We start from the raw sequence: 21,911 nt of genomic DNA, 5'->3' as shown, positions 1-21,911 counted from the left end.
GTCCGCGAACGGGTCGCGGCGGGACGCCGACGGGGCGGCCGGCGCGCCCCAGGCGTCGTCGCCCGGCGCGCCGAAGTCGTCATCGGCCTCGAACTGGAGGTCGAAAGGGTCTGGTCCGGAACTCGCGCGCATCAGGCCCTTACCTCACGACCTGGGAGACGACCCCGGTGGATCGCTCGTCGGTTTCACTCGAGGTGATCGCGCCCTCGCGGTACTTGGCCAGGACATCGGCGCGACGGGCGGCGTCGGGGGCGTCCATCGCCCGCGGGCCGGCGAGGTCGGCGGGATTGGCGATCTGGGCGGCCAGGTTGGCGGTCACCGCGCAGCCGAAGTTGGCCGAAACCCGATTGTCCCAGCTGCTGCTGAGATTGTCCCAGCTCTCGCCACAGTCGGGGACCTTCGCCTCATAGCGCAGATAGCCCACGATCATCGGCGCCTGGGCGGCGCCCCTCGCATCATAGCCGACCACCTGGATGGCCGCCGGCGGCGCGCCTTGGGAAACAAGAAAGGCGCGGACGCTTTCGCCCATCCGATAGGCCGCGGCGGAGTCCACGCCGCTGGTCGGCGCCTGGATTCGAATGGCGCCCCCATCGGCGGCGCGCCAGCCGGCCACGAGCCCCGAAAGCGCGTCGGCCTGAGGCCCGGAGACCCCCTGCGCATGGATCGCCAGCAGGACCTCTTCGGGGCGAGGGGTCACCTGGGCGCGGTACTGATCCAGCGGGGTGGCCGGGTTTGCCACCGCCCCGTCACGGGGCGGGGCCGAGGCGCAGGCCGAAAGGCCGGCGGCCAGGGCGAGGGGCATGAAACGACGCAGGATGCGGGTCATGGCGGCGCTCACTCGATCACATAGCCGTAGGGGCCCTGGTAGGCCGGCGCGCCGGGCGGCTGCGGCTTGGCCTTGTAGGCGCGGTTCAGGCGCCCCAGGAGGATGGTTTCAGGGTCCGAGGCGATCCGCAGGCCGTCAGCCGGGGTCTGCAGCCTGTCCGGCGAGGTCGGCTGGACGAGATAGGGGGTGACGATGATCACCAGCTCGGTCTCGCCCTGCAGATAGTCCCGCGAGCGGAACAGCGTGCCCAGCACCGGCAGGTTGGTCATGCCGGGCAGGGAGTCCACCGCCTGCTTGGTCTGTTCGCGCAACAGGCCCGCAATCATCATCGCGCCGCCCGACGGCAGCTCCACCATGGTCTCGGCCCGGCGCACGCTGAGCGCCGGGATGACCAGGGCCGGCGCGCTCGCGCCGTTGCTGACCGTGAAGGAGCCCTCATTGGTGAGTTCGGAGACCTCGGTGGAAATCTTCAGCGAGATCCGCCCCCCCGAGAGGACCACCGGCGTGAAGCCCAGGCCGACGCCGAAGGGCTTGAACTCGATGGTGACTCGGCCGGTGTCGTCCTGGCCCACGGGCACCGGGAACTCGCCGCCCGCCAGGAACTTGGCCGCCTCCCCGGACACCGCCGTCAGGTTGGGCTCGGCCAGGGTGCGCACGAGGCCCACCCGTTCGAAGGCCTGGATCATAGCCTCGGCCTGATTAAGGCCGGGATCGCCGGCCAGGCCTTCCTTGATGGTCGCGGTGTCTGAATTGCCGCCGTCGCGGACCACGAAGTCGCAAAGCTCGTCCGGCGCCTCCACCCAGCCGCAGGGACGCTGCATGACGGGCTGGCTGGTGGTGTCGAGGTTGTAGCCGCCCGTCAGGCCGCCGATCAGGCCGCCATTGACCGCAAACGAAGCTGCGTTGTTGAACATGTACTGGGGCTCGCCCAGCTGGTTCAGGACCGCATTGGTGTTGAAGCCGAGCTGCTTGATCACGCTGCGCTGCACCTCGACGATGCGCACCTTGAGCATCACCTGGTCCTTGCCGGCGATGGACAACATGTTGAGCACCTGCTCGGGCCGCGCCACCGCCGCCCGGGCGATCTGCAGCGCCTTGTCGGCGTCCGACAGGCTCATCACCTCGCCCGACAGGATCAGGCTGTCATTCATGGCGTCGATCCGCACCCGCGCCCCAGGCAGCAGGCGGTTGATGGTCTGGGCCACCGCGCCGGTGTCCTGATCGACCCGGATGTCGAGGGACAGGATCCGTCGGCCCGCGCCGTCGAAGAAGACCGCGTCGGTCTGACCGGCCGCCACGCCGAGCACATAGATCCGCCGGGGCGAGCGCAGGACCGCGTCCGCCACTTCGGGATTGGTGACCAGGACGTCGCGGGCGTCCACCGGCAGTTCGATAATCGCCGACTTGCCCCGGGGCAGGGTCAGGGCCTGGCTGGCGCCGCCGCCGGCCAGATCAACCCGGATGGTGGAGCCTTGGCTGGCGTAATGCGGGGCTGAGCCGGCCAGATCCTGGGCGTTGGCCGGGATCGCGGCGAACAGGCTCAGGCCGAGGGCGGCCGCCATCAAGGGGGAAAGGCGGCTCATTGGACGGAAACCTCGGTCATCTCGCCGTCGCGATAGATGCGGACGGTCTGGCGCTCGGCCTCGGCCATCCCCCCGCGGCCCACGGGGCCGCCGATGTCGGTATAGGCCCGCAGGACCAGGATCATCTCGCCAGCCGCCTTGCCCCGCACCAGGACCTCGGCGTCAGCCGCCGGCGCTTCGAGAGTGGCGACGGTTCCGATCATGGCGTTGGCGTCTTTGGCAGGCTCGGTGGCCTGGTCGATGGCCAGGACCCGCAGGTTGCGCATCAGGGTTTCGGTGATCCGTGCGCCGTCGGGGTCCTCGCGACTCTGCAACACGTCGACCCGGTCGCCGGGCAGAATGAAGCCGCCCCCGGCGGTTTCGGCGGAGACCGGCACTGACACCGCCCGCATGCCGGGGCCCAGCACGACAGACATGTAGCCGCCCTCCCCGCCGCGGATCACCTTGCGGGTGGTGACGGGCTCGCCGGCGGCGATGGCTTCGCGGACGATCGCGCCCTCGAAGGCCTGGATCGGATTGTCCCCCATGAGGGTGGCGGCGGCCTGGCCGGCCTTCTCGGCCACCTTCTCAGCGCCCTCCTTGGGCGGGACTGCGGTCTTGCCGTCAGTGACGAAGGCGGGGTTCAAGGCCTCCGCCGGCCAGGCCTGCCAACCCAGCATGGTCGAGGTGATGCGGGTTCCGACGGCGAGGTCTTCCTTGGCCACCAGAACCTGGGCCATGGGTCGGGTTTCCGCCGGAGCGGCGGCCTGAGACGGCTCGCCGGAACTCATCATCCCGCGCACAATGAAGGCCAGCAGGATGGCGGCTACGGCGGCGGCGGCCAGGATGGCGATGCGGACGGCGCCCATGAACTTCCCAATACGCTCCCACTGGCGGGGATGGGGCGGCGCGCCGGTTCGGCGGGCAGCCGCGACTCAATTCATTCTGCGGCCTTCTGGCGGCGTGATCCTTGTCGGGCGCCCATGGTTAACAGCGGCTAAAGGGGGGCGGCCGTGGCGAGGGCCTGGACCAGGCGGCTGGCGGGAAAGGCGGCGAGGCCCCCGATACAGATGGCCAGGCCATAGGGCACGCTCTCCCCCGGCTCGGCCAGGCGGCTGAGCCACGGCGGTCCGGCGGAGACATAGCGGCGAAGCAGGATCGAGCGCATGGCCAGGAGCGCGGCCGCCAGGACGCCGCCGGCCAGGGCCGTCACCAGCAGGAAGGTCGCCGAGGCGGGCCAGCCGAGCCAGAGGGCCGTGGCGGCGAACACCTTGGCGTCGCCGCCGCCGATCCAGCCGAGTGCGAACAGGACCATGCCGATCACCAGCGCGCCCAACCCCAATCCCGCATGGAAGCCAAGCACAGACCATGGCAGGCCAAGCGCGATCGCCGCCGGGAAGAAGCCGGCGATCAGCGCCAGGGAAATCCAGTTGGGGATCGTATAGGTCGTCACGTCCTTGAGCGCGGCGACAATCAGCAGCGCCGGGCAGAGGAACAGCAGGACGGCCGGCAACGTGGCGAACATGGGCGAGGCTCTCTGGTGGGCCGAAGCGGCGGTGAGGCAGATTGGGCCCGCGCCGGTGAACGCTTGGTTTCCCGCGCATGAAGAAAGAGCCGCGGCGTCTCCGCCGCGGCCCCGAAAGTCTGTGGTCTCGCCGCTTGGCGCGGCTTTTGTCTTAGGTCTGGGGCAGCTTGCCGGCGATCATGTCGAAGGTGCCCGTGAGATTGGTGCCCAGGGTGTTCAGGGCGGTGATCAGCACGACGGCGATCAGGGCGGCGATCAGGCCATACTCGATGGCGGTGGCGCCGGATTCATCCTTCAGGAAGCGCGTGACGAACTTCGACATTGCTCAATCTCCTTTGTTGGCGAGCAGATGGATCGGGGATCAGGCCTTGGTGGTCTGCTCGCCCCGAATTGCAGGGTCACAATGCCGCACCTCACTTAATGCCGAGTAAACTAGCGAGTATTCGGAGAAATTTTGTTTTGGTTTACTTGCGTTTACTATTATCTTTCATTAACCACGAAGGCAAAATCGCCACGATTCCGCGGCTTTCCCTTTATGATTCACGCACGCGCGCGAGTCGGCATGGATTCAGCCTTTGTTGACCATTCGGATCGACTCTGGCGTCTCAAGTCCTGACGCCCGCAGCGCCATCGGAACCGCCATGCCTCGCCTCGCCATCTGCGTCCTCGCCGGCCTTCTGATCGCAGGTCCTGCGATGGCGGCGCCGCTATCGGTGCATCTCGACCAGGGGTCCAAGGTCCGCTTGCCTGGCGCCGCGCGCAATGTGGTGGTGGCCAATCCGCGGGTAGCCGATGTGAATCTTCTCGGACCCCAGGATCTGGTGGTGATCGGCAAGGGCTATGGCGTGACCAACATCGTCGTCACCGACGCCCAGGGTCGGACCCTGTTTGATCGTGACATCGTGGTCAGCGCCCCCGACCAGGGTCAGGTCTCCTATATCCGCGGCGGCGAGGCCCGCGCCTTTTCCTGCTCGCCCCGCTGCGAACCCATCAGCCCCGCCGCCCAGCGGCCCTGAGGGCTTAAGCATCGCTTAGGCCAATCAGGTCTAGGGTCCGCGCAAACCGGATGGACCCGCAGAATGCCGCGCGCCGCCCCAAACCTGATCCTCGCCCTGCGCGACTTCGCCCGCGCCCGCCAGGGCGCAACCGCGGTGGAGTTCGCCTTCATCGCCGGCCCCCTCCTGATGCTGATCTTCGGCATCCTGGAACTGGCGCTCGTGTTCATGATGTCGACGGCCCTGGAGTCGGCGACCACAGACGTCGCCCGCACGATCCGCACCGGCGAGATGCAGACCAGTGGCGCCGCCAGCAAGGAGAACTTCGCCGCGGCGGTGTGTGATCGCATGAGTTGGCTGGGCCCCAGCTGCGACGGTAATCTCAAGGTCAGCGTCCAGACCTATACCGACTTTACCAGCCTCAGGGATTCGCCCTCCATGGGCGGCGGCGGCTTTGACGAGGACAAGGCCTGCTGGTCGCCAGGCGGGCCGACCGATATCGTCCTCGTCCGCACCTATTATAGCTGGCAGATTTTTACGCCGCTGATCAGCAACGCCCTGGTCAATTCCGACGGCGACAAGCGCCTGCTGACCGCCGTCGACGCCTTCCGCAACGAGCCATACAGCGATCAGGCTCCCACCGGAGCAGGGTGCTGAGCATGAAGACGATGGCTCGCCTGATCCGCTTCGCCCGCGACCGGCGGGGCGTGGCTGCGGTGGAGTTTGCGCTGATCGCGCCGTTCCTGATCCTGTCCTATATGGGGCTGGCCGAGGTCACCATGGCGCTGATGGCCGAACGCCGCGCCAGCCACGCCACAGCCGTGGTGGCCGATCTCGTCGCCCAGGACACCCTGACCAACCGCGCCGAGCTGAACGACCTGTTCTCCGTCGCCGACGAGATTCTAGCGCCCTTCTCGTCCAGCGGCATGAGCATCCGGGTCACGGCGATCCGCGCCGACGCCAACGGTGTTCCCAAGGTCGTCTGGAGCCACGGCAAGGGCCTGAGCGCCTATGGCAAGGGCGCGACGGTATCGGGCCTGCCCGCGAACCTGATGGTCGCCTATGACACCCTTGTCATGAGCGAGATGACCTACAACTTCGATTCCGCGATCAAGTACGCCATTCCCAACGCCTTGAACTTCAAGGAAAAATACTATCTGCGCCCGCGCAAGATGGAGATGGTCAACTGCACCGACTGCTGAGTGCGACTTTGCGCTTAGAGCGGCTCGAACATTAAGGCAGATCGGCCGCCAGAGCATCGAGCAGCGGCGGCTTTTTGAGGTGTCGCCCGTCCAGGGTCGCCGCCGGCCGTAGCCCCATCAGGCTGTTGGTCAGGAAGACAGCCTCGGCCCGCCCCAGCCCCTCAGCTCCGGCCCGCACCTCGCGCACCGCTGCGCCCAGGGCCGCCGCCCGGGCCATCACCGCCGCCCGGGCCAGGCCGTCGAGGACGCCGCAGTCCAGGGCCGGGGTGAAGACCTCGCCGTCCTCCATCCAGAAGATGTTGGCCGCCGCGGCGCAGGCCACCTCGCCCGCCGTATTGAGCATCACCGCCTCGTCGGCGCCGGCGACCTGCGCCTCCCGCCGGGCCAGCACATTGTCGAGATAGGCCAGGGTCTTGTGCCGCGAGGTCGGGGAACCGGCGTTGCGGCGCACCTGGGCGATCGCCAGTCGCAGGGGCTTGGTGGGTCGCGGCGCAGGCGCGAGGCTCGCCAGCAGTCGGGGGCTGAGCATCGATGGCCGGTCCAGGCCTCGCCCGCCGGACCCCGCTGTCCAGGTCAGCCGCAGGGCCGCCCGCGGATGGCCCGCCCCGTCATCGATGACCTGCCGCGCGGCGGCCTTGGCCTCGTCCTCTGTCGGTTCGGGCAGGCTAAGCGCCACGCAACCTCGGCGCAGCCTGGCCATGTGTTCGCCCCACCAGACCGGCGCCCCGTCGACCACCAGCAGGGTCTCGAAAAGCCCATCGCCCAGCAGCAGGCCACGGTCGTCCAGGGGCAGGGTCATGCTGCGCCTCGCGAGTCAGAGGAGAGGGCCGCCAGCAGGGCGGAGATCTTGGCCTCGGTCTCCAGCCGCTCGGCGACGGGATCGCTGTCGGCCACCAGGCCGGCGCCGGCCCGGGCCTCCACCTGCCACCCCCCGCCCGTCTCTACACAGGCGGCCGTGCGGATCAGCACGCTGGAGTCGAAGGCGCCATCGGCGCCGGCCCAGAAGATCGAGCCGCAATAGGGGCCCCTGGGCGGCTCCAGCCCGGCGATCACCTTCATGGCCTGGATCTTGGGCGCGCCGGTGATGGAGCCCGGCGGAAAGGCCGCCTGCAACAGGTCCGCCGCGCCGCGGCCCGCCTGCATCACCCCGGTCACCGTGGACACCAGATGGTGGACATTGGCGAAGCTCTCGATGGCGAACAGCTCCGGCGCCCGCACTGTGCCCGGCCGGCAGACCCGGGCCAGGTCGTTGCGCATCAGGTCGACGATCATCAGGTTCTCGGCCCGGTCCTTGGGGCTGGCCAGCAGGTCGGCCGCCAAGGTGGCGTCCTGAGCGGCGTCACGGCCCCTCGCCCGGGTGCCCTTGATCGGACGGGTCTCGGCGGTCAGGCCCGCAGGCCCCCGGCGCAGGGCGACGAAGCGCTCGGGCGAGTTGGACACCACCGCCCGTCCCGGCAGCCGCAGATAGGCCGCGAAGGGGGCGGCGGAACGTCGGGCGAGGCTGGCGAACAGGTCGTAGGGGCTCGCCCCTGCGGTCAGGGCCCCGGTCCAGAGGCGGGCGATATTGGCCTGGAAGATCTCACCGGCGGCGATCCGGCCGACCACGTCAGCCACCCCGGCCTCATAGGCGCCGCCGGGGGCGACCATCATAGGGCCGGCCAAGGGGACCGCCGGAGAAGGGCGCGGTTCGACCTCCAGGGCCTGGAGCAGGGCTTCGGCCCGGGTATGGGCCTGGGCCTGGCTCTCGCCGCGACCGATGGCCAACACCCTGTGCGCCTGATGATCGAAGGCCAGGACGGCCGGATAGAGCGCCGCGGCCAGGTGCGGCCAGTCGGGGTGGGCCGCCAGCTCCAAACCCTGGCCGCGGGACCCGAGTTCATAGGTCGCCAGGCCCGCCACGCCCCCCTGGAAGGGCGGCCCGTCGGCGAGCCTGTCGCCCTCGGGGATCAGGCTGGCCAGGGCGGCGAAGGGATCGCGGGCCTCGGCGGCCTCGACCACCAGCACCCGCTGCGGGCGGGCCGTCAGATAGGACCAGCGTCCGCGCTCTCCGCCGCCGTCCGACAGCAGGCACAGACTCCAGGCCTCGTCCGCCAGGGCGGCCAGGGCCAGGGCGGGATCACGCCAGGGGGCGGCGATCTGGACGACACGACGCATGATCGCGCCTTAGAGCATGATGCGTTCAGACAGAACCGTCTGATCGCATCAGGCTCTAAACTCTAAGTCTTGATCAGGCCGCCAGCTTGGCGTCGGCGGCCGCCAGGGCCTTGTCCTTGGCGCCGGCGAACCCCTGGACCGCCAGGGCCTCGGCCAGGGCCGTGAGGCAGAGGCGGACATGCCAGGGACTGGCCGAGGCGCCCATCAGGCCGATCCGCCAGACCTTGCCCTTGAGAGGTCCAAGGCCCGCGCCGATCTCCAGATTCCAGTGTTCGAGCACGTGGGTGCGGACGGCGGCCTCATCGACGCCTTCGGGGACCTTGACCGTGTTGAGCTGCGGCAGGCGGTCGGCCGGCGCCACCAGCATCTCCAGGCCCAGGGCCTCGAGCCCGGCCACCAGGGACTCGTGCATGCGGGCGTGGCGCACAAAGGCCGCCTGCTGGCCCTCTTCGAACAGGGCGACCAGGGCCTCGTGCAGGCCATAGAGGGCGTTGATCGGGGCGGTGTGGTGATAGGTCCGGCCGCCCTCCCCGCCCCAGTAGCTCATCAGGAGGCCGATATCGTAGAGCCAGTTTCTGGGCTTTTCCTTGCGCGCGGCGATGGCGGCCACGGCCCGCTTCGAAAAGGCCACCGGCGAGAGGCCAGGGGGCGCCGACAGGCACTTCTGGGTGCCGGAATAGACCACGTCGGCGTCCCAGGCGGCCGCATCCACGGCGATGCCCCCCAGGGACGTCACGCAGTCGACGATGGACAGCGCACCATACTTTCGGGCCAGGGCGCAGAGGCTGGCCGCATCGCTGCGCACGCCGGTGGAGGTTTCGGCGTGGACGAAGGCCAGCACCTTGGCCTGACGGCCGGCCAGGGCGGCCTCGACCTTGGCCGGGTCCACCGGGGTCCCCCATTCGTCGTCCACCGTGACCACCTCGGCGCCGGCGCGGCCGGCCATGTCGACCATCCGCGCGCCGAACACGCCGTTGACGCAGATCACCGCCAGGTCGCCGGGCTCCAGCAGGTTCATCAGGGCCGCCTCCATGCCCGCCGTGCCGGGCGCCGGCAGGGGCACGCAGATGTGATCTGGCGCATTGAACAGCCGCGACAGGGCCGCCTTGATCTCCTCCATCAGCCCCTGGAAGGCCGGGTCCAGGTGGCCGATCGTCGGCCGGGCCAGGGCCGCCAGCACCCGCGGGCTCACATCGGAGGGGCCAGGCCCCATGAGGATGCGGCGGGGGGGTTGAAAGCTCTGCATGGCGACCTCCGGGTGACGACCTGATTTCACGGCGAGGTGATTAGGCCGAGAGGGCGCCCGAGCGCAAATCTTGTCGCTGGACCTTGTCGGAGGTTCAGCCCCTGGAAGCGCCCGGCGACGACGCGGAGGTCGTCGCCGGGCGTAGGCTTTTCAGGCGCCTCGGGTCCCGGTCCCGCCCAAGATCCACTCCCCTAACTCGCCGCGTTTGGCAGGGTCTTTCGCCACTCCGCCCACAGCTGCGCCCGGGGCCGCGGGTATTTCTCGTCCAGGAACTGCGCGCTCACCACCCGATCGGTGCGGAAATGACGGAAGCCCTGGCGCAGTTCACACCAGGCGCAGATCAGCCGCGTGGTGTCGAAATAGCCGATCGTCACGGGCCAGATCACCCGGGTGGTCACCACCCCAAGCTCGTCGCGATAGTCCAGGGCGACCTTGCGTTGATCCCGCAGGCAGGCGCGCAGCTGGGCCATGTCCAGGGCGTCGCGGGCGGCGTCGTGGCGGCCCGAGGCCATCAGGGGCGAGGAGCTGATGAAGGGACGCAGCTCCGCCGGGATCACCTGGGCGATCTTGGCCACCAGGTCCTGGGCGGCGCGGGCGAGATCCGGATCGCCGCGGCCGCCGACCCACTGGGCGCCCAGCAGCACGGCCTCCAGCTCCTGGGCCGTCAGCATAAGGGGCGGCATGTCGAAGCCATCCTCCAGCACATAGCCGACTCCGGCCTCGCCCCGGATCGGCACCCGCTGGGCGATCAGGTCGGCCATGTCGCGATAGAGGGTGCGAACCGAAGTCTCCAACTCGCGAGCGAGCTCGGCGCCGGTCACCGGGCGGCGGCGGCGGCGCAGAATCTGGATGATCTGAAACAGGCGGTCGGCCCGGCGCATCCGGTTCCTCCAAAGCTCGACAAGACTGCTGACAAGACGCTGACAGGAGAGGGTCCTTATCACGCTCTGATGGACGCGGAGGACCCCATCATGATCACGCTCTATGGCTTCGGCCCAGCTTTCGGCCTGCCCGACCCCAGCCCCTATGTGATGAAGACCGAAGTCCAACTGAAGATGGCGGGCCTTGGCTATCTCAAGGTGGCCGGCGACCTGGACAAGGCGCCCAAGGGCAAGCTGCCCTATCTCGACGACGGCGGCCGGGTGGTGGCCGACTCCACCTTCATCCGCCTGCATCTGGAAGAGACCTATGGCCTCGACTTCGATGAGGGCCTCTCGCCGGCCGAGCGCGCCCAGGCCTGGGCCACGGAGCGGATGATCGAGGATCACCTGGGCTGGGCCCTGGGCTATTGCCGCTGGCTGATCCCGCAGAACTTCGCCCATGGACCGGCGCACTTCTTCGACGACGTGCCCGAACCGGCCCGGGAACAGGTGCGCGCCGAGGTGCTGGACGAGGTGCGACACGCCATGACCGCCCAAGGGGTGGCCCGTCACAGCCTGGCCGAGATCGCCGCCCTGGCCGATCGCTCCCTGGCCGCCCTGTCAACGGTGTTGGGCGACAAGGTCTTCGTCATGGGCGAGCGTCCCACCTCAGTGGACGCCGCGGCCTTCAGCTTTCTTGCTGGCATCTATTGCGAGGCCTTCCCCTCGCCGGTGCGGGACGCCGCCTGGGCCTATCCGAATCTCGTGGCCTATGGCGAGCGGATGATGCGGATGTTCTTTCCGCAGTACACCCGCCAGGCGCAGGACGCCGCCTAGGCCAGGATCCGTTGGGCGATGGCCTCACGCATGGCGCCGTCCACGCCCAGCGCCTGCTCCAGATAGCCGTCGAGAGACCCGCACTGGTCACGCATGACGGCGAAGGCGGCCTGCAGATATTCCGGATGGACGCTCAACGCCGTGCGCACCGCCTCCTCGGTGGGCGCGCGGCCGGCGTGCTCGGCCACGAAGTCCATCATGAAGGGGATGCGCCGGGCGATGCGGGTCTCGTCATTGGTCAGAAGATAGTCGGCGATCAGGTCATCGTCATGGACGCCAGCCATGTGATGGGTCAGAGCGCACAGCATGCCGGTGCGGTCCTTGCCCGCCACGCAATGCACCAGGACCGGCCCTTCAGAGGCCGACAGGGCGCGGAAATAGCGCGAGAACAGGTCCAGATGACGGGCTTCGAATGGGGCTTCCCGATAGAATCGAACCCCGTCGGCCCGGAAGAAGTCGGTGCTGATGTCGGACGTCTTGAGGGCCGCCAGCCACGGGTCGCCAGGTTCCCCCAGGTCGTTCTCGATCACGTGAGCCATGAAGCCTTCCGGCCTCAGGGAGGGCTCCCGCGCCCGTTCGGCGGGTCGGCGCAGATCGACAACCACCGAAATTCCCAGCGCCCGCAGCCGCGCCAGGTCAGGCGGTGTGGCGCGTCCGTGATTGGCCGAGCGATAGAGCAGGCCTGCGCGCAGGCCCCGGCCGCAGGCGGTGTCGTAACCTCCGAAGTCGCGGAAGTTCTCGATGCCTTCGAAGTCGATATGTCGTTCCATCAACCGCCTCTAGCGCCGGACCGGATCGAAATCCAGGCCCTGGACGCCGCGGCCGCGGCGCCACAGGCTGGCGGCCATGACAGAGCCGCAGACCACCCGATTCCAGAGCTTCGACGGCGTCGAGATCGCCGTCCATACCGCCGGCGTCGGCCGCCCCGTCGTGCTGCTGCACGGCTTCTTCTCCAGCGGCCCACAGAACTGGTTCCTGCCGGGCCACGCCGACCGGCTGGTGGCCGCGGGCTTCCAGGTGATCGCCCCGGACCTCCGGGGCCATGGGCAATCCGGCGCGCCGGTGGAGGCCGAGGCGTGGCCGCAGGACGTGCTGGCCAGGGATCAGGCGGCCTTGATCGCCCATCTGGGCCTGAGCGACTTCGACCTGGTGGGCTATTCCCTGGGCGCGCGGACCTCCGTCCGCGCGGTGATCGGCGGCCTGGCGCCCCGGAAGATGGCGCTGGGCGGCATGGGCGCTTCCGGGATCATGGAGGCCGGCGCCCGGGCGGCCATGTTCGAGGACTCCATCCGCAACGGCGCGAACGCCCGCGACCCCCGGGCCGGCAAGTTCATCCAGGCCCTGATGGCCGAGATGGGCCTCAACCCCCAGGCCATGCTCGGCGTGCTGGCCGCCTTCCAGGAAACCACCGCAGACCAGATCGCGGCGATCCAGGTCCCGACCCTGGTGGTCTGCGGCGACGCCGACCGGGATAACGGCTCGCCCCACGAACTGGTCGATCTCCTGCCGCAGGGCGAACTGGTCATCGTGCCTGGCGACCACCGGGCCGCAGCCGCGACGCCGGAGCTGGGCGAGGCCGTGGTTGAGTTCCTGACCCGTTAGGATCAGCGGAAGGGTGGCTCATCGAAGCTGCGCAGCTTGCGCGAATGCAGCCGGGGGCCCTCCTCGCGCAGCAGGTCCAGCGTCGCCAGGCCGATCTGCAGGTGCTGGCCGATGGCCCGCTCATAGAAGGCGTTGGCCTGGCCGGGCAGCTTGATCTCCCCATGCAGGGGCTTGTCAGACACGCACAGCAGGGTGCCGTAGGGCACCCGGAACCGGTAGCCCTGGGCGGCGATGGTGGCGCTTTCCATGTCGATGGCCACGGCCCGGGACTGGTTGAACCGCAGGGCCGAGAGAGAATAGCGCAGCTCCCAGTTCCGGTCCTCGGTGGTGACCACCGTGCCGGTGCGCAGGCGGCGCTTGAGCAGGTCGCCGGCCTCGCCGGTCACCCGTTCGGCGGCCCGGTTCATGGCCACCTGCACCTCGGCGATCGGCGGGATGGGGATTTCCGGCGGCAGGACGTCATCCAGCACATGGTCGTCGCGCAGATAGGCGTGGGCCAGGACATAGTCGCCGATGGTCTGGCTGCCGCGCAGGCCGCCGCAATGGCCGATCATCAGCCAGGCCTGGGGCCGCAGCACCGCCAGGTGGTCGGTGATGGTCTTGGCGTTGGACGGGCCGACGCCGATATTGATCAGGGTGACCCCGCGGCCATCCTGGGCCATCAAATGGTAGGCGGGCATCTGGTGGCGCCGCCAGGGAGCCTCAGCCACCACCATCTCGGGATTTTCGGTCTCTGCTGTCACCACGACCCGCCCGGCCGCCGACAGGGCGGTATAGGGGCCGCCGGCCTTCAGTTGGGCGCAGGCCCAGGCGACGAACTCGTCCACATAGCGGTGGTAGTTGGTGAACAGGATGTAGGGCTGCACGTGCTCGGCCGGGGCGCCGGTATAGTGCGCCAGGCGGGCCAGGGAGAAGTCGGTGCGCAGGCCGTCGAACAGGGCCAGCGGGCGCGCCTGCTCCAGGGCCGGCGTCCAGAAGCCGTCGGCGATCTCGTCGCCGATATGGGCGAGCTCGGTGGTGGGGAAGTGCCGGGCGATCTCGGCGGCGCCCACATCGGCCTTGGCCAGGTCCACCGTCCCGTCCAGCACATAGGGAAACGGGATTTCCTGGTCAGAGCGCCCCACCTCCACGGCGACATTGAAGTCGGCCATCAGCAGGGTCAGTTGCTCGACCAGATAGTCGCCGAACAGGTCGGGCCGCGTCACGGTGACGGCGTAGTCGCCGGGCGCCGACAGCCGCGCATAGGCCCGGGCGAGCCTGGGAAACGCCTCGCCCCGCGGCCAGCTGAGCCGAAGCTCCGGATAGGTGAAGGCGCCTTTGGCCCGCAGGGCCGGATCAGGGATCTCACCCTTGTCCAGGAAGCGTTGCAGGGCGCCCCGCAGGGCCTTGACCGAGGCCAGGTATTCCTCGGTGAGCCGCGCGACGATGGCGGCGGGATCGTTGGTCATTGTCATGGGCGATCATAGCGCCGCTCGGCGACGGTTTCGAGATGCCAGATCACACAGCGATCTTGCGCAAATCCCGTCCGCCTCCCCATATCTGGCGCCTGGAACAACTGCTGAACGCAAGATGCACAACCACCTGAGAACCTTCACCCTCCTGGCCGCCCTGACCGCCCTGTTCATGGGGATCGGCTTCATGATCGGCGGCGCCAGCGGCATGCTGATCGCGCTGGTCCTGGCCGGGGGCATGAACCTGTTCAGCTACTGGAACTCCGACAAGATCGTGCTGAAGATGCACGGCGCCCAGCCGGTGGACGAGACCCACCCCGAGGCCCTGGTCCGCAACTATGTGCGCGACGTCTTCGACATGGCCGACGGCGCCGGCCTGCCCCGGCCCAAGGTCTATGTGATGGCCACCGACCAGCCCAACGCCTTCGCCACCGGCCGCAATCCGGAGAACGCCGCGGTCGCCGCCACCCAGGGCCTGCTGCGCATGCTAGATCGCCGCGAGGTGCGCGGCGTGATGGCCCACGAACTGGCCCATGTGAAGAACCGCGACACCCTGACCATGACGGTGACCGCCACCGTGGCCGGCGCCATCTCGGCCCTGGCCAATTTCGCCCTGTTCTTCGGCGGCAATGACCGGGAGCGCCCGGGCGGCATTATCGGGACCATCGCGCTCATGATCCTGGCGCCCATGGCCGCCAGCCTGGTGCAGATGGCCATCAGCCGCGCCCGGGAATATGAGGCCGACCGCGGCGGGGCCGAGATCTGCGGCGACCCGGAAGCCCTGGCCGACGCCCTGCAGAAGATCGAGCACTATGCCCGCGGCACGGTGAACCTGCCGGCCGAGCGCAACCCGGCCACCGGACAGATGTTCATCATCAACCCCCTGTCGGGCCGCGGGGCGGACAATCTGTTCTCCACCCACCCGGCCACCCAGAACCGGGTGAAGGCCCTGATGGACATGGCCGGCAAGGTCGCCGCCCCCGTCCAGCGGGCGGCCCGCGCCGTCGGCACGGCGGTGCCGATCACCCGGCGCTCGAAGGGCGGCCCCTGGGGCTAAGTCCCACACGACGTCACCCTCGGGCTTGACCCGAGGGGCCATGCCCACTTGGCAGGGCCGGTGTTCATGGATGGTCGGGTCAAGCCCGACCATGACGGGACGTTAGGGCCGACGACGCCGCAACGCGGCGAAATGCTCCCCTACTCCGCCGGCAGCGTATTGTCCGTGCGCTTGTTGAGCAGGCGGTCGAATTCCGACCAGACGCCGGAGTCCCCGTGCCATTGGCCCTTGGTGGCGGCCTTGGAATATTCGGTGGAGCGGGCCTCGAAGAAGTTGGCGTGCTCCACCCCCGACAGCATCGACTGCAGCCACGGCAGCGGGTTTTCCTTCACTCCATAGACCTCGGGTAGGTGCAGTTGGCGCAGGCGCCAGTCGGCGATGAAGCGGATATAGGCCTTGATGTCAGCCGGCGTCATGCCCTGGACCTCGCCCGCCTCGAAGGCCAGGTCGATGAACTTGTCCTCCAGGCCCACCACGGTCTTGCAGCAGTCGACGATGTCGTCGGCCACCGACTTGGTGACCACCTTCGTCTCGGCGTTGAAGGCGTGATAGAGCCGGATGATGCCCTCGCAGTGCAGGCTCTCGTCGCGCACCGACCAGGAGACGATCTGGCCCATCCCCTTCATCTTGTTGTGGCGGGGGAAGTTCATCAGCATGGCGAAGCTGGCGAAAAGTTGTAGCCCCTCGGTGAAGCCGCCGAACATGGCCAGGGTGCGGGCGATGTCGGCGTTCGAATCGACGCCGAACTGCTGCATGTAGTCATGCTTGTCGCGCATCTCCTGGTAATCCAGGAAGGCGGTGAACTCGGAGTCCGGCATGCCGATCGTCTCGAGCAGCAGCGCATAGGCTGCGATGTGGATCGTCTCCATGTTGGAGAACGAGGCCAGCATCATCTTCACCTCGGTCGGTTTGAACACCCGACCGTAGCGCTCCATGTAGTTGTCGTTCACCTCGACATCGGACTGGGTGAAGAAGCGGAAGATCTGCGTCAGCAGGGCCCGCTCCTTGTCGTTCAGCTTGGCCGCCCAATCCTTGACGTCCTCGCCCAGGGGCACCTCTTCAGGCATCCAGTGGACCTGCTGCTGCTTCTTCCAATAGTCGTAGGCCCAGGGGTATCGGAAGGGCTTGTACGCATAGGAGGGCGTGAGCAGACCCGGCAGGGCGTGGAGGTTGGCGTCGGTCACGGCGTGACTCCCTCGATGAGCAGACAGAGCTAGGTTCGCGCCGATAACGTTATCAGCGATTGGGGCGATCTCCAGAGGACAATCCGTCGCTAACCCCAATATGTTGTTAACAACGCCCGCCGAGCCACAAGCTGTAGACAGGCCAAGGCGCCACGCGCGTAAACCAGGCCTGGTCGCCTGGGGGGCGCAGCCGCCCTCGGCAAGGGGAATCGCTGGATGAAGCTCTACACCTATCAGAGGAACTCGGCCGGCGAGCGCGTGCGCATCGCCTTGGGTCTGAAGGGGCTAGCCTATGAGTATGTGTCTGTTCCCGCCATGCCCGAGGGCGCCTATGACAGGATAAACCCCCAGGGCCTGATGCCCGCCCTGGACCTGGGCGAGGGCCAGATCATCGCCCAATCCGGCGCCATCCTCGCCTTCCTGGAGGAAACCTTCCCAGACCCGCCGTTGCTCTCCCCAGACCCTTTTTGCGGGCGCAGGCGCGCAGCTTCGCCCTGTTCATCGCCTCGGAGATGCACGCGGTGACGGTGAGTCGCGTGCGTCGCTTCGTGACGGAGACGCTGGGCGCCGGGCCGGCCGGCGAAGCGGCCTGGATCGCGCACTGGACCCAAGAAGGCCTGGGCCGCCTGGAAGCCATGTTGGCCCAGCGGCCAGACCCCTTTCCCTTCTGCTATGGCGAGGCGCCCGGCTGGGCGGACCTGCATCTTGTGCCGGCGCTCAGGAACGCGCGGCGATTCGATGTGTCGCTGGACTCCTATCGGCGGCTTCTTGCGGTGGAGTCGGCCTGCGTGGGACTTCCCGCCTTCCGGGCGGCCCGGCCCGAAGCCCAGCCAGACCATGCCGGCTGACGCCGCTGGACTCCAAGTCTGGAGCGCGTTTTGGTCCGATAACCAGGTATCGGGGGAAACGCGCTCTAGTTCTGCGGCTTGATCGAAAAGGACAGGGCGACGATCTGGTCGTCGCGGGTTTGCTGGCCCCAGATCATGTGCTGGCCCTTCACCTCGCGGTGGACATAGCCGAGGGCGGCCTGGAGCGGGCCCTTGCGCCAGCCGACGCCCACATGAGCGTCGCCGATCAGGGCGCTGGAGCGATCGGTGGACCAGCCGGCCTGATCCCAGCCATTGTCGTCGCGAAGCATGTTGAGGCCCACGGCCCGACCGCTGGCGGCGGCGAACAGGTACCAGCGCCCGGTCTTGCCAAAGGCGTCCCCGTCGCGCACGCCCATGGCGTTGAGGCGGTCTTCCACCTCATTGTCCAGGTTCTGGCCGAGACGCACCTGCGCGCCGGCCTCGGCCTGACCGCCGCCGGCCCCGAAGCCGAGGCCGGCATGGGGCGAGACATCGACGTCATAGTCGCCGGCGGCGAACTTCACGGCGCCCGGCCAATCGCGGACCATGGCGACCTCATAGGCCTGGGCGTCGAATTCCGCCCGTTCGGGATTGAGCGGCAGGCCGCCGGGGCCGCGCAGGGGCCCGCCGACGCTGATCCGCAGGGAATCGACCGCGCCGCCCTCGGTGACGCCGAGGGGCACCGTGCCGGAGCGCCAGCGTACCGGGCCCTGCCCCACGGCGAAGGCCTCGGGCGTCGTCACCTTTTCATCAAATTCACGGAAGACGGACTGCGGCGCAAAAGCGGCGTCCATCAAGTCAAAGGCGACCTGCGTAGATTCAGCATTCAGGGTCGCGGCGTTGAAATCTTGCGCCGTCACAGACGTCGCAACACCAAACCCCATGATGATGGCCAAACCCGCCGAAGCCCGCACTTGCTACTCTCCCTGTCCCCTCATCTACCGCAGTGTGGCAGATGACATGCTTCCATGTCGTTTCAATGTGGGGAAGGTGACAGAGGTTCCCGGGCGAGTCGGTCACGGGGTCGTGCACGCGTCACGGGCGCAGGAAAACGCCGGCGCCTCAGGAAGGCGCCGGCGATTCGATCAGGCTCTAAACTCTAGTCTGACCTATTGGCAGGCCAGGCATTCCTCGTAGTCGGTGCGGCCGTCTTTGGGCGGCGCCATGGCGGGCACGATGCCGACGGCGGCCACCGCAGCCCCGGCGTGCGAGGCCCGCTGCACGGACTTGGACCGGAGATAGTAGAGGGACTTGCAGCCCCGCTCCCACGCCATCCAGTGCAGCATGTGCAGGTCCCACTTGTCGACGTCGCCGGGCAGGAACAGGTTCACCGACTGGGACTGGCAGATGTCAGGGGTGCGGTCGGCCGCCAGTTCGACGATCCAGCGCTGATCGATCTCGAAGGCGGTCTTGTAGACATCCTTCTCGTCGTCGCTCAGGCCCTCGAGGTGCTGCACCGAGCCTTCGTTCTCCAGGATGGTGTCCCAGACGGCTGGCGTGTTCAGGCCCTTTTCCTCGAGCAGGCGCTCAAGATAGGGGTTCCGGACGGCGAAGGTGCCCGACAGGGTCTTGTGCGAATAGATGTTGGCCGGGATCGGCTCGATGCCGGCGCTGGTGCCGCCGCAGATGATCGAGATCGACGCGGTCGGCGCAATGGCCAGCTTGTGGGAGAACCGCTCCATGACGCCGCGCTCGGCCGCATCCGGGCAAGGGCCGCGCTCTTCTGCCAGCCGGCGGCTGGCGGCGTCGCAATGCCGGCGCAGGTGCTTGAACAGGCGCATGTTCCACGACTTGGCCAGCGCGCTCTCGAAGGGCACGTTCTGCGCCTGCAGGAAGGTGTGGAAGCCCATCAGGCCCAGGCCCACCGAACGCTCGCGAATCGCGGCGTAGACGGCGTTGTCCATCTCGCCCGGGGCGCGGGTGATGAAGTCCTGCAGCACATTGTCGAGGAAGCGCATCACGTCCTCGATGAAGGTCGGATGATCGCGCCATTCCAGGAACTTTTCGGCGTTCACCGATGACAGGCAGCAGACCGCGGTGCGGTCCTTGCCCAGGTGGTCGACGCCGGTGTGCAGCATGATCTCCGAGCACAGGTTCGACTGGCGGACCTTGAGCCCCAGCTCGCGCTGATGCTGCGGCATGGAGCGGTTCACGGTGTCGGAGAAGATCAGATAGGGCTCGCCGGTCTGCAGGCGGATCTCGAGGATCTTCTGCCAGAGGGAGCGCGCGTCCACCTCGCGGATCACCTCATTGGTCTTGGGCGAGCGCAGGCCAAACAGTTCGCCGGCCCGGACGGCCTCCATGAACTCGTCGGAGATGCTGATGCCGTGGTGCAGGTTCAGCGACTTGCGGTTGAAGTCGCCGGACGGCTTGCGGATCTCCAGGAACTCTTCGATCTCCGGGTGGTGGACGTCGAGATAGACCGCCGCCGAGCCCCGGCGCAGGGAGCCCTGGCTGATGGCCAGGGTCAGGGAGTCCATCACCCGGATGAAGGGGATGATGCCGCTGGTCTGGCCTGCGCCCTTGACCTTCTCGCCGATGGAGCGGACGCCGCCCCAATAGGTGCCGATGCCGCCGCCATTGGAGGCGAGCGCCACATTCTCGTTCCACACCCCCTGGATGCCGTCGAGGCTGTCGCGCACCGCATTCAGGAAGCAGGAGATCGGCAGGCCACGGTCGGCGCCGCCATTGGACAGCACCGGCGTGGCGGGCATGAACCAGAGGTTGGAGATGTAGTCATAGATTCGCTGGGCGTGGTCGGCGTCGTCGGCGAAGGCCGTGGCCACCCGGGCGAACATGTCCTGATAGGACTCGCCGGCCAGCAGGTAGCGATCCTCCAGCGTGGTCTTGCCGAACTCGGTCAGCAGGGCGTCGCGGCTGCGGTCGACCTCCACCTTGCGAACCAGCTGGAGTTGGGGGCGCTCGGCTCGGTCTTGCGCCGCCGAAGCCGCCTCAGAAACCTTCAAAATCGCTGCTTCACTGCCGCTCATGGCCAAAACCCATAACTTTCAGGGGCTTCGAGCCCATGCCCGATATTCCGCCCCACCGCTATATCTTGTGGCCGTCAACCTGACGACACCACTATATGGGGCCACAGAGCCTAATGACTCGTCAACGGGGTGCGACGGTTCGCCCCCAGGGATTTTCGTTACCGAGATCTTAACACGGCGAGTCCGCCCACTGATCCCAATGGGGTTTCCGGCGCGGCAGGCCTCCAGCCTTCACGCGACTGTGACAATCGGTCCGCACGGCCGGGCTGGAAACGCCCATACGCCAGGCGCCGGCTTGCCATCGGGGGCGCAAGAAGCTACGCCACGGCCTGTCATTGGGGAGTAGCCGCCCGTATCTCCAGCGGGGGGCGCGTCAACAGACTTGCCGACGGGGTCCTGGCCCTTCCGGCATGGCGCGTCCGGCGGATTGAGCTTGGCGAGACCTTTGGCTTTCGCGCGTCGACCATGCGGGGTCGGAGGCGTCGATCGCCATTGGTATGCGCCGTCCGACCCCGCCGGGACATGACATTGGAAGCCTTCCTCATATCCACCGGCCTGGTGGCCATCGCCGAGATCGGCGACAAGACCCAGCTGCTGGCCCTGCTGCTGGCGGCGCGGTTCCGCAAGCCCTGGCCGATCATCGGCGGCATCTTCGTGGCCACCCTGGCCAACCACGCCCTGGCGGCGGGTCTCGGCGCCGTGGCGGCCGCCTGGCTCCAGGGGCCCTGGATGCGTTGGATTCTGGGCGGGCTGTTCCTGGCCTTCGCCGCCTGGGCGCTGATTCCCGACAGGCTGGACGATGACGAAGCGCCGACGCGGCGCGACGGGGCCTCGATCTTCTGGACGACCACGGTCGCCTTCTTCTTCGTGGAGATGGGGGACAAGACTCAGGTGGCCACCGCCGCCCTGGGCGCCCAGTTCCAGAATGTGCTCCTGGTCACGGCGGGCACCACCGCCGGCATGATGCTGGCCAATGCGCCGGTGGTCCTGCTGGGCGAAGCCGCCGCGGGACGCCTGCCCCTCAAGCTCATCCGCGGCCTGGCGGCCGGGTCCTTCGCCCTGATCGGCCTCTGGATCCTGGTCTTCGGCTGATCTGCGCGTTTCTGGCGTCGCCAGACCCACAAACGAAAGGAGCCCGGCCTTGCGGCCGGGCTCCCCATCGGTTGGCTTGGCGCCAGTCGAAGATCGATATCAGAAGTTGATGTCGATGGTCGAACGACGGTTCAGCGGTTCCTTCACGCCGTCGCCGGTCGGGACAGCCAGTTGGCTCTCACCCTTCCAGTCGACTTGCAGCGCGCCTTGGTTGACGCCCATGCCGACCAGTTGGTCAGCCACGGCCTTGGCGCGACGTTCCGACAGGCGGACATTGTACGCCGGCGAGCCGGAGGAGTCGGTGTGACCGATCACGACGACCTGGGTGGCGTTGCCGCCCTGGGCGTAGTTGGCGGCCTCGGAGACCACGGCCTGGGCTTCCGGCGTCAGGATGTACTGATCGAACGGGAAGTAGACCACGAACTGCCGGGCTTCATACGCCGCGGGAGGCGGCGGGGGAGGCGGCGGCGGGGGCGGGGG

At 68.1% G+C, this 21,911-nt stretch carries 24 protein-coding genes and 1 riboswitch; of the genes, 9 read left to right on the top strand and 15 right to left on the bottom strand.

What is annotated here, in order from left to right; translation table 11 throughout:
* Positions 1-139: 139 nt before the first annotated feature.
* The 5 genes from Q7S93_RS14530 to Q7S93_RS14510 form a co-directional block, all read right to left on the bottom strand.
* On the bottom strand, positions 140-826 hold the full coding sequence (locus Q7S93_RS14530) for a CpaD family pilus assembly protein (RefSeq protein ID WP_304714635.1): 687 nt from the start codon (positions 824-826) through the stop codon (positions 140-142).
* 8 nt (positions 827-834) lie between these two features.
* The gene (locus tag Q7S93_RS14525) at positions 835-2,409 is read right to left on the bottom strand and encodes a type II and III secretion system protein family protein (protein WP_304714634.1); all 1,575 of its coding nucleotides are present in this window, start codon (positions 2,407-2,409) and stop codon (positions 835-837) included.
* A complete protein-coding gene (cpaB, locus tag Q7S93_RS14520; RefSeq protein WP_304714633.1) occupies positions 2,406-3,257 on the bottom strand; it encodes a Flp pilus assembly protein CpaB in 852 nt (283 codons plus the stop codon). The genes Q7S93_RS14525 and cpaB overlap by 4 nt, the downstream gene beginning before the upstream one ends.
* Before the next feature lie 128 nt (positions 3,258-3,385).
* Entirely contained in the window at positions 3,386-3,913 is a 528-nt protein-coding gene (locus Q7S93_RS14515) for an A24 family peptidase (RefSeq protein WP_304714631.1), read from the bottom strand.
* A 151-nt stretch (positions 3,914-4,064) separates the two neighbouring features.
* Positions 4,065-4,235, bottom strand: coding sequence for a Flp family type IVb pilin (locus Q7S93_RS14510; RefSeq protein WP_304714630.1), 171 nt, complete (start codon positions 4,233-4,235; stop codon positions 4,065-4,067).
* Positions 4,236-4,491: 256 nt separating this feature from the next.
* Here Q7S93_RS14510 and Q7S93_RS14505 point away from each other — a divergent pair, with 256 nt between their 5' ends.
* The 3 genes from Q7S93_RS14505 (at position 4,492) to Q7S93_RS14495 (ending at position 6,110) form a co-directional block, all read left to right on the top strand.
* Positions 4,492-4,929, top strand: coding sequence for a pilus assembly protein N-terminal domain-containing protein (locus Q7S93_RS14505; protein WP_304714629.1), 438 nt, complete (start codon positions 4,492-4,494; stop codon positions 4,927-4,929).
* A 63-nt stretch (positions 4,930-4,992) separates the two neighbouring features.
* Positions 4,993-5,565, top strand: a complete 573-nt coding sequence (locus tag Q7S93_RS14500) for a TadE/TadG family type IV pilus assembly protein (protein ID WP_304714628.1) — start codon at positions 4,993-4,995, stop codon at positions 5,563-5,565.
* 2 nt (positions 5,566-5,567) lie between these two features.
* On the top strand, positions 5,568-6,110 hold the full coding sequence (locus tag Q7S93_RS14495; RefSeq protein ID WP_304714627.1) for a TadE/TadG family type IV pilus assembly protein: 543 nt from the start codon (positions 5,568-5,570) through the stop codon (positions 6,108-6,110).
* 31 nt (positions 6,111-6,141) lie between these two features.
* Here the strand turns inward: Q7S93_RS14495 and Q7S93_RS14490 are convergent, their stop codons facing one another.
* From Q7S93_RS14490 to Q7S93_RS14475, 4 genes are all read right to left on the bottom strand, one after another.
* The gene (locus tag Q7S93_RS14490; RefSeq protein ID WP_304714626.1) at positions 6,142-6,909 is read right to left on the bottom strand and encodes an aminotransferase class IV; all 768 of its coding nucleotides are present in this window, start codon (positions 6,907-6,909) and stop codon (positions 6,142-6,144) included.
* A complete protein-coding gene (locus Q7S93_RS14485) occupies positions 6,906-8,264 on the bottom strand; it encodes an anthranilate synthase component I family protein (RefSeq protein ID WP_304714625.1) in 1,359 nt (452 codons plus the stop codon). Before Q7S93_RS14485 ends, Q7S93_RS14490 begins: the two co-directional genes overlap by 4 nt.
* 73 nt (positions 8,265-8,337) lie before the next feature.
* On the bottom strand, positions 8,338-9,510 hold the full coding sequence (locus Q7S93_RS14480) for a pyridoxal-phosphate-dependent aminotransferase family protein (RefSeq protein ID WP_304714624.1): 1,173 nt from the start codon (positions 9,508-9,510) through the stop codon (positions 8,338-8,340).
* Positions 9,511-9,701: 191 nt separating this feature from the next.
* Positions 9,702-10,391 (bottom strand): helix-turn-helix transcriptional regulator, encoded by a 690-nt coding sequence (locus Q7S93_RS14475; RefSeq protein WP_304714623.1) that lies wholly within the window; start codon positions 10,389-10,391, stop codon positions 9,702-9,704.
* 90 nt (positions 10,392-10,481) lie between these two features.
* Here Q7S93_RS14475 and Q7S93_RS14470 point away from each other — a divergent pair, with 90 nt between their 5' ends.
* Positions 10,482-11,207 carry a glutathione S-transferase family protein gene (locus tag Q7S93_RS14470; RefSeq protein WP_304714621.1) on the top strand — a complete coding sequence of 242 codons (726 nt, stop codon included), beginning with the start codon at positions 10,482-10,484 and terminating at the stop codon, positions 11,205-11,207.
* Here the strand turns inward: Q7S93_RS14470 and Q7S93_RS14465 are convergent.
* Positions 11,204-11,977, bottom strand: a complete 774-nt coding sequence (locus tag Q7S93_RS14465) for a tyrosine-protein phosphatase (RefSeq protein WP_304714620.1) — start codon at positions 11,975-11,977, stop codon at positions 11,204-11,206. The genes Q7S93_RS14470 and Q7S93_RS14465 overlap by 4 nt on opposite strands.
* A 76-nt stretch (positions 11,978-12,053) precedes the next feature.
* Between Q7S93_RS14465 and Q7S93_RS14460 the strand changes: the two genes are divergently transcribed.
* Positions 12,054-12,809, top strand: coding sequence for an alpha/beta fold hydrolase (locus tag Q7S93_RS14460; protein ID WP_304714619.1), 756 nt, complete (start codon positions 12,054-12,056; stop codon positions 12,807-12,809).
* 2 nt (positions 12,810-12,811) lie between these two features.
* Here the strand turns inward: Q7S93_RS14460 and Q7S93_RS14455 are convergent, their stop codons facing one another.
* Positions 12,812-14,263, bottom strand: a complete 1,452-nt coding sequence (locus tag Q7S93_RS14455; protein ID WP_370652173.1) for an AMP nucleosidase — start codon at positions 14,261-14,263, stop codon at positions 12,812-12,814.
* 115 nt (positions 14,264-14,378) lie between these two features.
* Between Q7S93_RS14455 and htpX the strand changes: the two genes are divergently transcribed.
* Positions 14,379-15,317 carry a zinc metalloprotease HtpX gene (htpX, locus tag Q7S93_RS14450; RefSeq protein ID WP_304714618.1) on the top strand — a complete coding sequence of 313 codons (939 nt, stop codon included), beginning with the start codon at positions 14,379-14,381 and terminating at the stop codon, positions 15,315-15,317.
* A gap of 140 nt (positions 15,318-15,457) precedes the next feature.
* Here htpX and Q7S93_RS14445 read toward each other — a convergent pair whose 3' ends face one another.
* The gene (locus tag Q7S93_RS14445) at positions 15,458-16,501 is read right to left on the bottom strand and encodes a ribonucleotide-diphosphate reductase subunit beta (RefSeq protein WP_304714617.1); all 1,044 of its coding nucleotides are present in this window, start codon (positions 16,499-16,501) and stop codon (positions 15,458-15,460) included.
* 216 nt (positions 16,502-16,717) lie between these two features.
* Between Q7S93_RS14445 and Q7S93_RS14440 the strand changes: the two genes are divergently transcribed.
* Together Q7S93_RS14440 and Q7S93_RS14435 are read left to right on the top strand one after the other, a co-directional pair.
* A complete protein-coding gene (locus Q7S93_RS14440) occupies positions 16,718-17,026 on the top strand; it encodes a glutathione S-transferase N-terminal domain-containing protein (RefSeq protein ID WP_304714616.1) in 309 nt (102 codons plus the stop codon).
* Positions 17,023-17,349, top strand: coding sequence for a hypothetical protein (locus Q7S93_RS14435; protein ID WP_304714615.1), 327 nt, complete (start codon positions 17,023-17,025; stop codon positions 17,347-17,349). Before Q7S93_RS14440 ends, Q7S93_RS14435 begins: the two co-directional genes overlap by 4 nt.
* Positions 17,350-17,414: 65 nt before the next feature.
* On the opposite strand, the gene Q7S93_RS14430 is transcribed toward Q7S93_RS14435, so the two are convergent.
* Both Q7S93_RS14430 and Q7S93_RS14425 read right to left on the bottom strand, forming a co-directional pair.
* Positions 17,415-18,143 carry a lipid A-modifier LpxR family protein gene (locus tag Q7S93_RS14430; protein ID WP_304714614.1) on the bottom strand — a complete coding sequence of 243 codons (729 nt, stop codon included), beginning with the start codon at positions 18,141-18,143 and terminating at the stop codon, positions 17,415-17,417.
* A 315-nt stretch (positions 18,144-18,458) separates the two neighbouring features.
* A complete protein-coding gene (locus Q7S93_RS14425; protein WP_304714613.1) occupies positions 18,459-20,345 on the bottom strand; it encodes a ribonucleoside-diphosphate reductase subunit alpha in 1,887 nt (628 codons plus the stop codon).
* A gap of 316 nt (positions 20,346-20,661) precedes the next feature.
* Positions 20,662-20,851: riboswitch (yybP-ykoY riboswitch) on the top strand.
* A gap of 10 nt (positions 20,852-20,861) precedes the next feature.
* Between Q7S93_RS14425 and Q7S93_RS14420 the strand changes: the two genes are divergently transcribed.
* Positions 20,862-21,431 (top strand): TMEM165/GDT1 family protein, encoded by a 570-nt coding sequence (locus tag Q7S93_RS14420; RefSeq protein WP_304714612.1) that lies wholly within the window; start codon positions 20,862-20,864, stop codon positions 21,429-21,431.
* A 99-nt stretch (positions 21,432-21,530) separates the two neighbouring features.
* On the opposite strand, the gene Q7S93_RS14415 is transcribed toward Q7S93_RS14420, so the two are convergent.
* On the bottom strand, positions 21,531-21,911 hold a 381-nt coding region (locus Q7S93_RS14415; RefSeq protein ID WP_304714610.1), incomplete at its 5' end, for an OmpA family protein.

Source organism: Phenylobacterium sp. (assembly GCF_030646615.1).
GTDB lineage: Bacteria > Pseudomonadota > Alphaproteobacteria > Caulobacterales > Caulobacteraceae > Phenylobacterium.
The sequence above is the reverse complement of the archived record's forward strand: the minus strand, read 5'-3'. Positions and strand labels throughout refer to the sequence as shown.